This is a genomic window from Streptomyces exfoliatus, assembly GCF_000725545.1.
In the GTDB taxonomy this organism is placed as follows: domain Bacteria; phylum Actinomycetota; class Actinomycetes; order Streptomycetales; family Streptomycetaceae; genus Streptomyces; species Streptomyces exfoliatus.
Genome location: NZ_JNZP01000019.1, coordinates 34,965 through 48,356 on the forward strand (window position 1 = coordinate 34,965; position 13,392 = coordinate 48,356).

13 protein-coding genes are annotated in these 13,392 nt (G+C 70.8%); 6 read left to right on the forward strand and 7 right to left on the reverse strand.

The genetic code is table 11. The annotated features are described in order from the left end of the window. Nucleotides 1-36: 36 nt before the first annotated feature. Genes IO20_RS0123245 through IO20_RS0123270 form a run of 6 tightly spaced genes read right to left on the reverse strand, consistent with a single transcriptional unit; the run spans nt 37 to nt 7,246 of the window. Nucleotides 37-1,455, reverse strand: a complete 1,419-nt coding sequence (locus IO20_RS0123245) for an NAD(P)/FAD-dependent oxidoreductase (protein ID WP_030550957.1) — start codon at nt 1,453-1,455, stop codon at nt 37-39. A 37-nt stretch (nt 1,456-1,492) separates the two neighbouring features. Continuing rightward, on the reverse strand, nt 1,493-2,296 hold the full coding sequence (locus tag IO20_RS0123250) for an ABC transporter permease (RefSeq protein ID WP_030550958.1): 804 nt from the start codon (nt 2,294-2,296) through the stop codon (nt 1,493-1,495). Then, nucleotides 2,296-3,228 (reverse strand): ABC transporter permease, encoded by a 933-nt coding sequence (locus IO20_RS0123255; RefSeq protein WP_030550959.1) that lies wholly within the window; start codon nt 3,226-3,228, stop codon nt 2,296-2,298. Before IO20_RS0123255 ends, IO20_RS0123250 begins: the two co-directional genes overlap by 1 nt. Continuing rightward, a complete protein-coding gene (locus tag IO20_RS0123260) occupies nt 3,225-4,391 on the reverse strand; it encodes an ABC transporter ATP-binding protein (RefSeq protein WP_030550961.1) in 1,167 nt (388 codons plus the stop codon). Before IO20_RS0123260 ends, IO20_RS0123255 begins: the two co-directional genes overlap by 4 nt. Nucleotides 4,392-4,435: 44 nt before the next feature. Next, complete coding sequence (locus IO20_RS0123265) at nt 4,436-5,683, reverse strand: ABC transporter substrate-binding protein (protein WP_030550962.1); 1,248 nt, start codon at nt 5,681-5,683, stop codon at nt 4,436-4,438. Between the two features lie 48 nt (nt 5,684-5,731). Then, entirely contained in the window at nt 5,732-7,246 is a 1,515-nt protein-coding gene (locus IO20_RS0123270; protein ID WP_030550964.1) for a gamma-aminobutyraldehyde dehydrogenase, read from the reverse strand. A 175-nt stretch (nt 7,247-7,421) separates the two neighbouring features. Between IO20_RS0123270 and IO20_RS0123275 the strand changes: the two genes are divergently transcribed. After that, a complete protein-coding gene (locus IO20_RS0123275) occupies nt 7,422-7,970 on the forward strand; it encodes a riboflavin biosynthesis intermediates N-glycosidase (RefSeq protein ID WP_030550966.1) in 549 nt (182 codons plus the stop codon). A gap of 79 nt (nt 7,971-8,049) precedes the next feature. On the opposite strand, the gene IO20_RS0123280 is transcribed toward IO20_RS0123275, so the two are convergent. Then, nucleotides 8,050-8,742 carry a DUF4190 domain-containing protein gene (locus tag IO20_RS0123280; RefSeq protein WP_030550968.1) on the reverse strand — a complete coding sequence of 231 codons (693 nt, stop codon included), beginning with the start codon at nt 8,740-8,742 and terminating at the stop codon, nt 8,050-8,052. A gap of 75 nt (nt 8,743-8,817) precedes the next feature. Between IO20_RS0123280 and IO20_RS0123285 the strand changes: the two genes are divergently transcribed. Genes IO20_RS0123285 through IO20_RS0123305 form a run of 5 tightly spaced genes read left to right on the forward strand, consistent with a single transcriptional unit; the run spans nt 8,818 to nt 13,327 of the window. After that, complete coding sequence (locus tag IO20_RS0123285; RefSeq protein WP_030550971.1) at nt 8,818-9,849, forward strand: adenosine deaminase; 1,032 nt, start codon at nt 8,818-8,820, stop codon at nt 9,847-9,849. Nucleotides 9,850-9,904: 55 nt separating this feature from the next. After that, nucleotides 9,905-10,648, forward strand: a complete 744-nt coding sequence (locus IO20_RS0123290; RefSeq protein ID WP_051874515.1) for a glycerophosphodiester phosphodiesterase — start codon at nt 9,905-9,907, stop codon at nt 10,646-10,648. After that, the gene (locus IO20_RS0123295; RefSeq protein ID WP_030550975.1) at nt 10,645-11,430 is read left to right on the forward strand and encodes an SAM-dependent methyltransferase; all 786 of its coding nucleotides are present in this window, start codon (nt 10,645-10,647) and stop codon (nt 11,428-11,430) included. The genes IO20_RS0123290 and IO20_RS0123295 overlap by 4 nt, the downstream gene beginning before the upstream one ends. After that, nucleotides 11,430-12,623: a sensor histidine kinase gene (locus tag IO20_RS0123300; RefSeq protein WP_030550977.1), complete on the forward strand. Its 1,194-nt coding sequence runs from the start codon at nt 11,430-11,432 to the stop codon at nt 12,621-12,623. The genes IO20_RS0123295 and IO20_RS0123300 overlap by 1 nt, the downstream gene beginning before the upstream one ends. Next, nucleotides 12,620-13,327, forward strand: a complete 708-nt coding sequence (locus IO20_RS0123305) for a response regulator (protein ID WP_030550979.1) — start codon at nt 12,620-12,622, stop codon at nt 13,325-13,327. The genes IO20_RS0123300 and IO20_RS0123305 overlap by 4 nt, the downstream gene beginning before the upstream one ends. The last annotated feature ends 65 nt before the right edge of the window (nt 13,328-13,392 follow it).

The window sequence follows — 13,392 nt, forward strand, 5'->3', positions numbered from 1 at the left end:
CACGGCACACGCCGTGACCCCGCCGCTTCACCGGTCCTAGCTGTCGAAGCCCAGACCCAGCTTGTCCATCGTCTTCAGCCACAGGTTGCGCCGGCCGCCGTTCTCGTCGGCGCGCGCCATCGACCACTTGGTGATGCCGATGCCGGCCCAGGCGACCGGCTCGGGCGGGAACGGCAGCGGCTTGGAGCGGACCATCTCCAGGTCGGTGCGCTCGGTGCGCTCCCCCGCGAGCAGGTCGAGCATCACCTCCCCGCCGAAGCGGGTCGCGCCGACGCCGAGGCCGGTGAACCCGGCCGCGTACGCCACCTTGCCCTGGTACGCCGTACCGAAGAAGGCGGAGAAGCGGGAGCAGGTGTCGATCGCGCCGCCCCAGGCGTGGCTGAAGCGCAGCCCTTCCAGCTGCGGGAAGCAGCGGAAGAAGTGCTCGGCGAGCTTGAGGTACGTCTCCGGGCGGTGGTCCATGTCGGCGTTGAGCTTGCCCCCGAAGGGGTAGATCGCGTCGTAGCCGCCCCAGAGGATCCGGTTGTCGGCGGTGATGCGGAAGTAGTGGAACCGGTTGGCGGAGTCGCCGAGGCCCTGCCGGTTCTTCCAGCCGACGGAGGCGAGCTGCCCGGGGCTGAGCGGCTCGGTCATCAGGGCGTAGTCGTAGACCGGGACGGTGTACGCCCGGACCCGCTTGACCAGGGACGGGAAGACGTTGGTGCCGAGCGCGACCCGGCGGGCGACGACCCGGCCGTACGGCGTGCGGACGCCCATGCCGGCGCCGACGGAGACCAGTTCCAGACCGGGGGTGTTCTCGAAGATCCGTACGCCCAGGTCGAGGCAGGCCCGCTTGAGGCCCCAGGCCAGCTTGGCGGGGTTCACCATGGCGACCCCTCGGCGGTCGAAGAGACCGCCGAGGAAGGTCGGCGAGTCGACCTCGGCGCGGACGGCGTCCTGGTCGAGCAGTTCGAGGCCGTCGGCGAGACCGAGCCGGTCGATCTCCGCGTACACCTCGGCCAGTTCCTCGACCTGGTACGGCTCGGTGGCGACGTCGATCTCGCCGGTGCGCTCGAAGTCGCAGTCCAGGGAGTAGCGGGCGACCGCCTCCTCGATGGCGTCGAGGTTGCGCTCGCCGAGCTCCTCCAGCTTCGGCAGCTCACCCGGCCAGCGGGCGAGCCCGTTGCCGAAGCCGTGGGTGAGGGAGGCGGCGCAGAAGCCTCCGTTGCGGCCCGAGGCGGCCCAGCCCACCTCGCGCCCTTCGATCAGTACGACGTCCCTGGCGGGGTCGCGCTCCTTGGCGAGGAGCGCGGTCCAGAGTCCGCTGTAGCCGCCGCCGACGACGAGGAGGTCGCACTTCTCGGTGCCGGTGAGGGCGGGCAGGGCTCCGGGCTTGCCGGGGTCTTCCAGCCAGAAGGGGACGGGCTGGGCGTCGGAGAGAGATTGTGCAGCGAGACGCATGGCGACTGGGGCCATGGTTTCCAACTCCTTCGGTGCCTGAGCTGCCTATTGCTCAGGCTGTTGCTGTTTTCTTGCGCCGGTTCGTAATGATTTGCCCGGCCATGACCACCAGTACCGCGAGGACGAACATCGCGGTGCCGATGACGTTGATCTGAACGGGGGTTCCGCGCTGCGCCGAGCCCCAGACGAACATGGGGAAGGTGACGGTGGAGCCCGCGTTGAAGTTGGTGATGATGAAGTCGTCGAACGACAGCGCGAAGGCGAGCAGCCCGCCGGCGGCGATGCCGGGCGCGGCGATCGGCAGGGTCACCCGCAGGAAGGTCTGCGTCGGCCCGGCGTAGAGGTCGCGCGCCGCCTCTTCGAGGCGCGGGTCCATGGACATGATCCGGGCCTTGACCGCCGTGACGACGAACGACAGACAGAACATGATGTGGGCGATCAGGACCGTCCAGAAGCCCAGCTCGATCCCCATGTTGAGGAAGAGGGTGAGCAGCGAGGCGGCCATCACGACCTCGGGCATCGCCATCGGCAGGAAGATCAGCGAGTTGATCGCGCCGCGCGCCCGGAAGCGGTAGCGGACCAGCGCGAAGGCGATCATCGTGCCGAGGACGACCGCGCCGACCGTCGCCCAGGCGGCGAGCTGGAGCGAGAGCGAGAGCGACTCGCACATGTCGGCGACGCCGCAGGGGTCCTTCCAGGCGTCGAGGGAGAACTCCTGCCAGGAGTAGTTGAAGCGCCCCTTCGGCCTGTTGAAGGAGAACGCCATCACCACCAGGTTCGGCAGGATCATGTACGCGAGCGTCAGCAGGCCCGCGATGACGACGAGGTTGCGTCGTATCCAGCGAATCATCCCCATTAGACCAAGTCCTCCGTTCCCGCTCGGCGGATGTAGACGGTGACCATGGCAAGGACGATCGCCATGAGGATGAAGGAGAGCGCGGCCGCCGTCGGGTAGTCGAGGACCCGCAGGAACTGTGACTGGATGACGTTTCCGACCATCTTGGTGTCGGTGGAGCCGAGCAGCTCGGCGTTGACGTAGTCGCCGCTCGCCGGGATGAAGGTGAGCAGGGTGCCGGAGACGACGCCGGGCATCGACAGCGGGAAGGTCACCTTGCGGAAGGTGGTCGCCGGGGAGGCGTACAGGTCCCGCGCGGCCTCGTGCAGCCGTCCGTCGATCCGCTCCAGGGAGGTGTAGAGGGGCAGGATCATGAAGGGCAGGAAGTTGTACGTGAGACCGCAGACGACCGCCATCGGGGTGGCGAGGACGCGGTCGCCCTCGGTCCAGCCGATCCAGCTGGTCACGTCGAGGACGTGGAGGGTGTTCAGCACGTCCACGACGACGCTGTCGTCCGCGAGGATCGTCTTCCAGGCCAGGGTCCGGATGAGGAAGCTGGTGAAGAAGGGCGCGATGACGAGGACGAGCAGGAGGTTGCGCCAGCGGCCGGCCTTGAAGGCGATCAGGTAGGCCAGCGGGTAGCCGAGCAGCAGGCAGAGCAGGGTCGCCGTCCCGGCGTACAGCAGGGAGCGGACGAACTGCGGCCAGTACTCGGTGAAGGCGTCCCAGTAGGTCTGGAAGTGCCAGGTGACCTCGAAGCCCTTCTCAAGGGAGCCGGTCTGCACGGAGGTCGAGGCCTGGTAGACCAGCGGCAGCGCGAAGAAGACGAGCAGCCAGATGATGCCGGGCAGCAGCAGCCAGTACGGGACGAGCCGCTTGCGGGCGGAGGGCTTGCGCAGAATCGGTTCGTCGACCGATTCGGGAGCCTCCTTCGCCAAGGTGGGAGCACTCATCCGGCGTCCTCCACCGTCTCCACGCCCGCGTCGATGTCCTGGGCCGCGTCGAGACCGAAGGTGTGCGCCGGGTTCCAGTGCAGGACCACCTCGGCACCCGGGACGAGCCGGGTGTCGCGCTCGATGTTCTGTTCGTACACCTGGAGCTCCGCGCCCGCCGGGCTGTTCACGACGTACTGCGTGGAGACGCCGATGAACGAGGAGTCGGCGATCCGGCCGGTGACCCGGTTGCGGCCGTCGGCGATCTTCCCCGCGTCGTCGGCGTGCGCGAGCGAGATCTTCTCGGGTCGCACGCCCACGAGCACCTTGCCGCCCTGGCGGACGGCCGAGGTACAGCGGTCGCCGGGCACGCGGAGCTTGCCGCCGCCCGCCGTCACCACCACGTCGGTGCCGGTCTCGACGACCTCGGCCTCGATGAGGTTGGAGGTGCCGAGGAAGTTGGCGACGAAGGTGGTCTGCGGGTTCTCGTACAGGTCGGCGGGGGCGCCGAGCTGCTCGACCCGGCCGCCGTTCATCACCGCGACCTGGTCGGCCATCGTCATGGCCTCCTCCTGGTCGTGGGTGACGTGCACGAAGGTGATGCCGACCTCGGTCTGGATCCGCTTGAGCTCCAGCTGCATCTGCCGGCGCAGCTTGAGGTCGAGGGCGCCGAGCGGCTCGTCGAGGAGCAGCACCTGCGGGTGGTTGATGAGCGCGCGGGCCACGGCGACGCGCTGCTGCTGGCCGCCGGAGAGCTGGTGCGGCTTGTGCCGGGCCTTGTCGCCGAGCTGGACGAGCTCCAGCATGTCGTCGACCTGCTTCTTCACCGACTTGATGCCGCGCCGGCGCAGGCCGAAGGCGATGTTCTCGGTGATGTCCATGTGCGGGAAGAGCGCGTAGGACTGGAAGACGGTGTTGACCGGCCGCTTGTACGGCGGGAGGTCGGTGACGTCCTTGTCGCCGAGGAAGACGGTGCCGGTGCTGGGGTCCTCCAGGCCGGCGATCATGCGCAGCGTGGTGGTCTTGCCGCAGCCGGAGGCGCCGAGGAGGGCGAAGAAGGAGCCCTGCGGGACGGTCAGGTCGAGCGGGTGGACGGCGGTGAAGGAGCCGTACGTCTTGCTGATCCCGGTGAGACGGACGTCGCCGCCAGTGTTCTTTCCGGTGTGAGCAGTCTTGTCAGTCATGGGTTCTGATCCCAGGGGAGTGAGAGAGGTGGACGACGTGGGCCTCAGGCGCCGATGAGCTTGGCGAACTTCTCCTCGTACGCCGTCTCCTCCGCGCTGGTCAGCGAACGGAAGGCGCGCGACTTCTTGGCCATGGCCTTGTCCGGGAGGATCAGCGTGTTGTTCGCGAGCTCCGGGTCGATCTTGGCGAGTTCGTCCTTCACCCCGTCGACGGGACAGACGTAGTTGATGTACGCGGCGAGCTGGGCGGCGACGGGAAGCTCGTAGTAGTAGTCGATGAGCTTCTCGGCGTTCGTCTTGTGCCGGGCCTGCGCGGGGACGAGCAGGTTGTCGCTGGAGGTGATGTAGCCGGCGGACGGGATCGCGAACTTGATGTCCGGGTTGTCCACCTGGAGCTGGATGATGTCGCCGGCCCAGGCGAGACAGGCGGCGATGTCGCCCTTGTCCAGGTCGGAGGTGTAGTCGTTGCCGGTGAAGCGGCGGATCTGCTTCTTGTCGACGCCCTTCTGGAGGCGCCCGATCGCCGCGTCGTAGTCGGCGTCGCTGAAGTTCCCCGGATCCTTGCCCATGTCGAGCAGCGTCATGCCGACGGAGTCGCGCATCTCGGTGAGGAAGCCGACCCGGCCCTTGAGGGCGGGGTCGTCGAGGAGCTGGGTGACCGAGTCGACCTTCTTCCCGCCGGTCGCCTTCACGTTGTACGCGATGACGGTGGAGATGCCGGTCCACGGGTACGAGTAGGACCGGCCCGGGTCCCAGTCGGGGCGGCGGAACTGGCTGGAGAGGTTCGCGTACGCGTTGGGGAGGTTGGCCGGGTCGAGCTTCTGTGCCCAGCCGAGCCGGATGATGCGGGCGGCGAGCCAGTCGGTGACGCAGATCAGGTCGCGGCCGGTGTCCTGGCCGGCCGCGAGCTGCGGCTTGATCTTGCCGAAGAACTCGACGTTGTCGTTGATGTCCTCGGTGTACTTGACCTTGATCCCGGTGCGTTTGGCGAACGCCTCCAGGGTGGGGCGGGACTTCTCGTCCTCGCTGACGTCCATGTACTCGGTCCAGTTGGAGAAGGCGAGGGTCTTCTCCTTGGCCGAGACGTCCGTGGAGGCGGGCCCCTGGCCCTCCCGCTTGGCCGGCGGGATGCCGCAGGCGCTCAGTCCGGCGAGGCCGCCGACCGTGAGCGCGCCGACGCCGCCCGCGCGCAGCATCGAACGGCGGCTGAGGGCGCCCCGGCCACTCGTCATGCTGCGCCGTATCGCCGCCAGCTGCGCGGCGGACAGGCTTTCGGGCTCGTACTGCTCCATGCGCTGTGCCCTTTCGGGATGGTTCGTCGCTGGTCCGGCGACGGATTGCTATCGGTCCCCGAAGATCGTGCGGTGCCAATCCTTCGCGGCGACCGCCGTGTTGTCGAACATCACGTGCTTGACCTGCGTGTACTCCTCGAAGGAGTACGCCGACATGTCCTTTCCGTAGCCCGAGGCCTTGGTGCCGCCGTGGGGCATCTCGCTGATGATCGGAATGTGGTCGTTGACCCACACGCAACCCGCCTTGATGTCCCGGGTGGCGCGGTTGGCCCGGTAGACGTCACGGCTCCAGGCCGAGGCGGCCAGGCCGTACGGCGTGTCGTTGGCGAGCCGGATGCCCTCGTCGTCGGTGTCGAAGGGCAGGGCCACCAGGACGGGTCCGAAGATCTCCGACTGCACCACCTCGCTGTCCTGGGCGGCGCCGGTGATCAGGGTCGGACGGTAGTACGCACCGTCCTTCAGGTCTCCTCCCGGGGCTTCGCCGCCGGTGACGACGGTGGCGTAGGCGCGGGCGCGCTCGACGAAGCCGGCGACGCTGTCGCGGTGCCGGTGGCTGATCAGCGGGCCGAGGTCGGTGGTGGGGTCGAAGGGGTCGCCGACGCGGACGGTCTCCATCAGTTCCGCGACGCGCGCGACGAAGGCGTCGAAGAGCGGGCGCTGGACGTACGCGCGCGTGGCGGCGGTGCAGTCCTGGCCGCTGTTGATGAGGGAGGCGGCGACGGCGCCCTGGGCGGCGGCCTCCAGGTCGGCGTCGTCGAAGACGACGAAGGGGGCCTTGCCGCCGAGTTCGAGGTGGAGTCGCTTCACGGTGGCGGTGGCGATCTCGGCGACCCGCTTGCCGACCGGGGTGGAGCCGGTGAAGGAGGTCATGACGACATCGGGGTGTCCGACGAGGTGTTCGCCGACGGTCCGCCCGGCGCCGCTGACGACGTTGATGACTCCGTCGGGGATGCCTGCCTCCTTCGCCGCCTGCGCGAACATCAGGGAGGTGAGCGGGGTGAGCTCGGCGGGCTTCAGGACGATCGTGTTGCCGGCCGCGACGGCCGGGAGGATCTTCCAGGCGGCCATCTGGAGCGGGTAGTTCCAGGGGGCGATGGAGCCGATGACCCCGATCGGTTCGCGCCGGATGTACGAGGTGTGGTCGCCGCTGTACTCGGCGGCCGACTGGCCCTGGAGGTGGCGGGCGGCCCCCGCGAAGAAGGCGGTGTTGTCGACGGTGCCCGGCACGTCGAACTCGGTGGTGAGCTTGAGGGGCTTGCCGCACTGGAGGGACTCCACGCGGGCGATGTCGTCGGCCCACTCGGCGAGGACGCCGGCGAAGCGGTGCAGCGCGTCGGAGCGCTCGCCGGGGGTGGCGCCCGCCCAGCCGGGGAAGGCGGCCTTGGCGGCGGCGACGGCCTCGTCGACGTCGGCGGTGGAGGCGAGCGCGTAGGTGTACACGCTCTCCCCTGTCGCCGGGTCGATCACGCTGTGTTCCTCGCCTGACGTTCCGGCACGGAGCCGCCCGCCGATGTACTGCGCGCCGGCCGCGAAGCGGTCCGACACCTGGAAGCGGTTGCCCATGACGCTCTCCGTTGTCCAAGCTCGAATTGAGTGCCGATCCTGACAGAGGGACGACCCCCCAACAAGGGATTCCGTTGTTGCCTTTTGGTTACGCGACGGAATCGGTCGACCATGTGTCGAGGTGCCCGGAAAATCTCCGTACGGAGTGTCCGTGGCGGCTGCCAGACTCGCATGCATGAGCAAGATCGAGGAGCTGACGCAGCAGGTCAACCGGGGTGACAGGGGCAAGTGGCTGCACTTCTGGGGCCACCGTCCACACCCGGAGGGACGCCTCTCGGCGAGCTGTCTGAGCCAGTGGTGGCCCGCACCCTTCGAGGTCGCCGACGTGCGCTACGCGACCGCCGAGCACTGGATGATGGCCGCCAAGGCCCGGCTCTTCGGGGACGCGGACGCCGAGCGGGCCGCGCTCGCCGCCCGTACCCCCGCCGAGGCCAAGAAGGCGGGACGGCTCGTGCGGGGCTTCGACGAGACGGTGTGGGAGCGGGAGCGGTTCGGGATCGTCGTCGAGGGCAGCGTCCACAAGTTCACCTCGGACGAAGCCCTGCGCGCGTACCTCCTGGGCACGGGCAGCCGGGTCCTGGTGGAGGCCAGCCCTGTGGACCGCGTCTGGGGGATCGGCCTGGCGGCCGACGATCCCCGCGCCCACGACCCGGCCCGCTGGCGCGGCCTGAACCTCCTGGGCTTCGCGCTCATGGAGGCGCGGGAGCGGCTGCGGAGCGGGTGAGACGCGGGCCCCGACCCCGGTGAGACGTGACGGGCCCCGCACCTCGGTGAGGTGCGGGGCCCGTCACGGGCTCAGGGACTCAGCGCGGAGCGCTGAGGGAGGTCCCGGTCGACGACCAGGGGTCCTCACCGCTCTTCTCCCACTCGTCCGCCTTCGTCGCGAGGAAGATGATGAGCGCGATGCCCGCGAGGCCGAGGACGATGCCGATGGAGCCGAGCGCGATGCCGGCGACGGCCTGCCCCTTGTTGCTCGCCTCGCCCCGCAGGTGCCGCTTGCGGCCCACGATCCCGAGGGGCAGCGCGATGCCGCCCAGGATCAGGCCGAGGATGCCGTACGAGCAGAAGGACAGCACGACGGCGCAGATGCCCAGCACCATCGAGGCGATGCCCATCCCGTTGTTCGGCTGCTGCCAGCCGGCCTGGGCGTATCCCGGGTAGCCGTACCCGGAGGCCGGCGGCGGGGTCGGGGCGGCCGGATAGCCGTACGCACCGGAGGTGTTGGCCGCCGGGTAGCCGTACCCGGCGGAGGGGTTCGCCGCCGGGTAGCCGTACGTACCGGGCGCGGCCGCCGGGCCGCCCGGGGCCACCGGCGGCGGTGGCACGTCGCCGCCGGGGCCGGTGGCGGCCGGCATCGACGTGACCGTCATCTGGTCGTGCACGGGTGGCGGCGTCGGCGTCGCCGGCTTGCTCAGTTCCACCCCGTCGCGGTTCGGCGGAGCCCAGGGGTCCGTCGGGTCGTAGCCACCCCGCGACTGGTCTCGGTTGTCAGACATGGGCCTCCCCCATCATGGTCCCGCCATGCTACGACCTCACCCCTCCGGGGGAACCGCCCGGCCTACGATGACCTGATGACCGACCTCCATCCCTTCATCGCGGGCCTGCCCAAGGCCGAGCTGCACGTCCACCACGTCGGCTCCGCCTCGCCCCGCATCGTGGCCGAACTGGCGGCCCGGCACCCCGACTCCAAGGTCCCCACGGACCCGGAGGCGCTGGCCGACTACTTCACGTTCACCGACTTCGCGCACTTCATCGACGTCTACCTGTCCGTCGTCGACCTGGTCCGCACGCCGGAGGACGTCCGGCTGCTCACCTTCGAGATCGCCCGTGACATGGCCCGGCAGAACATCCGGTACGCCGAGCTGACCATCACCCCCTACTCCTCCACCCGCAGGGGCATCGACGAGCGCGCGTTCATGGCGGCGATCGAGGACGCCCGCAAGGCCGCGGAGGCCGAGTTCGGCACCGTCCTGCGCTGGTGCTTCGACATCCCGGGCGAGGCCGGCCTCGTCTCCGCCGAGGAGACCGCCCGGCTCGCCACGACCGACGGGCTCCGCCCCGAGGGCCTCGTCTCCTTCGGCCTCGGCGGCCCGGAGATCGGCGTGCCGCGTCCGCAGTTCAAGCCGTACTTCGACCTGGCGCGGGCGGCCGGTCTGCACTCCGTCCCGCACGCCGGCGAGACGACGGGACCGCAGACGGTCTGGGACGCGATCAACGACCTGGGCGCCGAGCGCATCGGCCACGGCACCAGCTCGGTCCAGGACCCGGAACTCCTCGCCCACCTGGCGGAGCACCGCATCGCCCTGGAGGTCTGCCCGACCTCGAACATCGCCACGCGGGCCGTCGCCACCCTGGACGAGCACCCGATCCGGCGGATGGTGGAGGCCGGGGTCCTCGTCACGATCAACAGCGACGACCCGCCGATGTTCGGCACCGACCTCAACAACGAGTACGCGGTCGCCGCCCGCCTCCTGGGCCTCGACGAGCGCGGTGTCGCCGCCCTCGCCAAGAACGCCGTGGAGGCCTCCTTCCTCGACGCGGCCGGCAAGGCGAGGATCGCCGCCGAGATCGACACGTACACCGACAGCTGGCTCGCACGCTGACGGCGGCGAGAATGGGGCCATGGACTCCGACACCGCCGTGGACCCGACGGCCGCCATGGACCTGACCGCCGCGAGGGACCTGACCGCCGCGAGGGAAGCCGCGGGGAGACCGCACGTCACCGTGGTCGGTCATCGCGGCGACCCGTACCGCGTCCGCGAGAACACGCTCCGCTCGATCGGCTCGGCGATCGAGCGGGGCGCGGGCGCGGTCGAGGTCGACGTCCGGCTGACGAAGGACCGGGTGCCGGTCCTCCTCCACGACGACACCCTCAAGCGCCTGTGGCGCCACGACCGGCCCCTCGCCGCGCTCACGTACGAGCAGGTCCGCGAGCTGACGTACGGCGGGGTGCCTACCCTGCGCGAGGCACTGCAGACCGCCGGCGAGAACCGACTGATGCTGGACCTGCCGGGCGGCGACGAGAGCTCGGTCCGCACGATCGTGGGGACGGTCCGCGAGTGCGGCGCCGGGGAGCGGGTCTACTACTGCGCCGGGGCCGTCGCCATGCTCCAGGTGCGCGCCGCCGACCCGCACGCCGAGATCGCCCTGACCTGGACCTCGCTCGCCCCGCCCCGGCCGGTGCTGCTGGACGTGGTACGGCCCCGATGGCTCAACTACCGCTTCGGCCTGGTGAGTCGGGGGCTGACCGAGCGGGTGCACCGGGACGGGATGCTGGTCTCGGCCTGGACGGCGGACACCCCCCGCACCATGCGTAAGCTGATCATGAACGGGGTCGACGCGGTCACCACGAACCGGGTCGACGCACTCACCGCCGTCCTGCGAAAGGCCCAGGCAGCATGAACGACCGGATCAGGACCGACGTCGCCCACAACGCCCGGGTGTGGAACTACTGGCTGGGCGGCAAGGACAACTACCCGGTGGACCGCGCCGTCGGCGACCAGGTCACCGCCTTCTACCCGAGCATCGGCGAAGTGGCGCGCGCGGACCGGGCGTTCCTGGGCCGCGCGGTGACCCATCTGGCCGCCGAGGCGGGCGTACGCCAGTTCCTGGACATCGGGACGGGCCTGCCGACCGCCGACAACACCCACGAGGTGGCGCAGCGGGTCGCGCCCGACGCCCGGATCGTCTACGTCGACAACGACCCGATCGTCCTCACCCACGCCCGCGCGCTGCTGACCGGTACGCCGGAGGGCAGGACCGAGTACGTGGACGCCGACGCGCACGACCCGGAGCGGATCGTGGCGGCGGCCGCGGCCACGCTCGACCTCTCCCGGCCGGTCGCGGTGATGATGCTCGGCATCCTCAACTTCGTGCTGGACACCGAGGAGGCCCGGTCGATCGTGCGGACCCTGATGGCCGCCGTCCCCTCCGGCAGCTATCTGGTGCTGACCCATCCGACCCTGGAGCCGGAGCTGGGCGGCGAGGGCAACAAGGCCGCGATGGCCTTCTGGAACGAGAACGCGACCCCGCCGATCACCGCCCGCGACCGCGCCGAGTTCGTCTCCTTCCTCGACGGCCTCGACGTCCTGGAGCCGGGCGTCGTGTCCTGCGCCCGCTGGCGCCCCGCCTCCGCCGCGGGGCACACGGTGGCGCAGTTCGGCGCGGTGGGCCGCAAGCCGTAATGGGCATACGGGGCCCCGGGGACCTCCGGGCGGACGTGCGCGGCCGGCGGGAGCGGGCGCGTGTCTGGGGCGCGGCGAACCCCTGGGCGGTGGACGTCGGGATCGCGCTGCTCGTCCAGGCGGCGATGACGATGCCGTTCGTGGTGCCGCGCGCGCCCGGACTCGAACCGGCGACCTGGGCCGCGTACGGACTCACGACGCTCACGGTGCTGCCCCTCGTCTGGCGGCGGCGGGCTCCTGTCGCCGTGCTGCTCGCGATCATGGCGGCGAGCGCGCTGTACAAGGTGGCCGTGGAGGGGCCCGGGCAGCCGCTGCCGTACACCGGACTCGTCATCGTCTACACGATCGCGCTGCTCTCCTCCCCGTGGAAGCGGCTCACGACGGCGGGACTGATGCTGGTCGCGGTGCCGGTCTCCGTGTGGCTCAACACCCAGTCGGTGCGTGAACTGACCTTCTCGCTCTTCGTGTTCGCCGCCGCGTACGTCTTCGGCCGGCTCCAGGACGCCCGGCAGCGCGCCCATCTGATCGAGGCCGAGCGGGCCGCCGCGCGCGAACGGGCCAGGATCGCGCGGGAGATGCACGACATCCTGTCGCACGCGGTCAGCCTGATGATCGTGCAGGCGGAGGCGGGCCCGGTGGCGGTGCGGGCGGCTCCGGAGCGCGCCGAGGCCGCGTTCGAGGCGATCTCGGAGACCGGCCGGGAGGCGATGACCCAGCTGCGGCAGATGCTGGGACTCCTGCGCGAGGGCTCCGAGAGCGCGGCGGGCGCGGCGGGCGCGCCGCCGAGGGAGCCGCAGCCCGACCTCGCCGCGCTCCCCGAGCTGTTGGCGCGGGTCAGGAGCAGCGGCCTGGACGTCTCGTACACGACGGAGGGCGGGGTACGGGCCCTGCCCGCGGCGACCGGCGCGCATGCCTACCGGATCGTGCAGGAGGCGCTGACGAACGTCGTCAAGCACGCGGCCGCCCGCACGGTCGAGGTACGGCTCGCCCACGCGGACGGCGCCCTGCGGGTCACGGTGACGGACGACGGGCGCGGCCCGCAGGGCGGCTCCGGCGGGCACGGTCTCGTCGGCATCAGGGAGCGGGCCGCCGCGCACGGCGGGTCGGCGACGACGGGCCCGGGACCGGGCGGCAGAGGGTTCGAGGTGCGGGCGCTGCTTCCCGTACCGCGCACGGCGGAGGCGGGGACATGACGATCCGGGTGGTGGTCGCGGACGACCAGGAGCTGGTCCGCAGCGGCTTCGCGATGATCCTGGACGCGCAGCCGGACATCGAGGTGGTGGCGGAGGCGGGGGACGGGGCGGCGGCGGTCGAGGCGGTGCGCCGGCACGCGCCGGACGTGGCGCTGCTCGACATCCGGATGCCCGGGACCGACGGCATCGAGGCCTGCCGGGCGATCGGCGCCATGGGCTCCGCGTGCCGGACCGTGATCCTGACGACCTTCGACACCGACGCGTACGTGTACGAGGCGCTGCACGCGGGGGCGAGCGGCTTCCTCCTCAAGGACGTGCGGCGGGACGACCTGGTGCACGCGGTGCGGGTGGTGGCGGCGGGCGACTCGCTGCTCGCGCCGTCCGTGGCCCGGCGGCTCGTGGAGCAGTACACGGCGGGCGGCCCGCGCCCGACGGCCGCGGGCCCCGACCCCCGGCTCGACGTGCTGACGGGCCGGGAGCGGGAGACGCTGCTGCTGCTCGCGCGCGGCCTGTCCAACGCGGAGATCGCGGCGGAGCTGGTGGTCAGCGACCACACGGTGAAGACCCACGTGGGGAACGTGCTCGCCAAGCTCGGTCTGCGCGACCGGATCCAGGCGGTGATCTGCGCGTACGAGACGGGCCTCGTGGCCGTGGGTTCTCCCCCGGCGGAGGGAGGCGGCTCCCCCGCGCCGGGGAGGAACTGACCCGGTGAAGACCGCCGGTGCGGGCGATCCGCTCGTCATCCCTGGTCAGCAGGATGGAGTCATCG

Coding starts and splice junctions, on each gene's coding strand:
- IO20_RS0123295 (WP_030550975.1), top strand. CDS start 10,645: ATGAACGACCGGATCAGGACCGACGTCGCCCACAACGCCCGGGTGTGG.
- IO20_RS0123270 (WP_030550964.1), bottom strand. CDS start 7,246: ATGGGCAACCGCTTCCAGGTGTCGGACCGCTTCGCGGCCGGCGCGCAG.
- IO20_RS0123260 (WP_030550961.1), bottom strand. CDS start 4,391: ATGACTGACAAGACTGCTCACACCGGAAAGAACACTGGCGGCGACGTC.
- IO20_RS0123255 (WP_030550959.1), bottom strand. CDS start 3,228: ATGAGTGCTCCCACCTTGGCGAAGGAGGCTCCCGAATCGGTCGACGAA.
- IO20_RS0123300 (WP_030550977.1), top strand. CDS start 11,430: ATGGGCATACGGGGCCCCGGGGACCTCCGGGCGGACGTGCGCGGCCGG.
- IO20_RS0123245 (WP_030550957.1), bottom strand. CDS start 1,455: ATGGCCCCAGTCGCCATGCGTCTCGCTGCACAATCTCTCTCCGACGCC.
- IO20_RS0123285 (WP_030550971.1), top strand. CDS start 8,818: ATGACCGACCTCCATCCCTTCATCGCGGGCCTGCCCAAGGCCGAGCTG.
- IO20_RS0123250 (WP_030550958.1), bottom strand. CDS start 2,296: ATGGGGATGATTCGCTGGATACGACGCAACCTCGTCGTCATCGCGGGC.
- IO20_RS0123290 (WP_051874515.1), top strand. CDS start 9,905: ATGGACCTGACCGCCGCGAGGGACCTGACCGCCGCGAGGGAAGCCGCG.
- IO20_RS0123280 (WP_030550968.1), bottom strand. CDS start 8,742: ATGTCTGACAACCGAGACCAGTCGCGGGGTGGCTACGACCCGACGGAC.
- IO20_RS0123265 (WP_030550962.1), bottom strand. CDS start 5,683: ATGGAGCAGTACGAGCCCGAAAGCCTGTCCGCCGCGCAGCTGGCGGCG.
- IO20_RS0123305 (WP_030550979.1), top strand. CDS start 12,620: ATGACGATCCGGGTGGTGGTCGCGGACGACCAGGAGCTGGTCCGCAGC.
- IO20_RS0123275 (WP_030550966.1), top strand. CDS start 7,422: ATGAGCAAGATCGAGGAGCTGACGCAGCAGGTCAACCGGGGTGACAGG.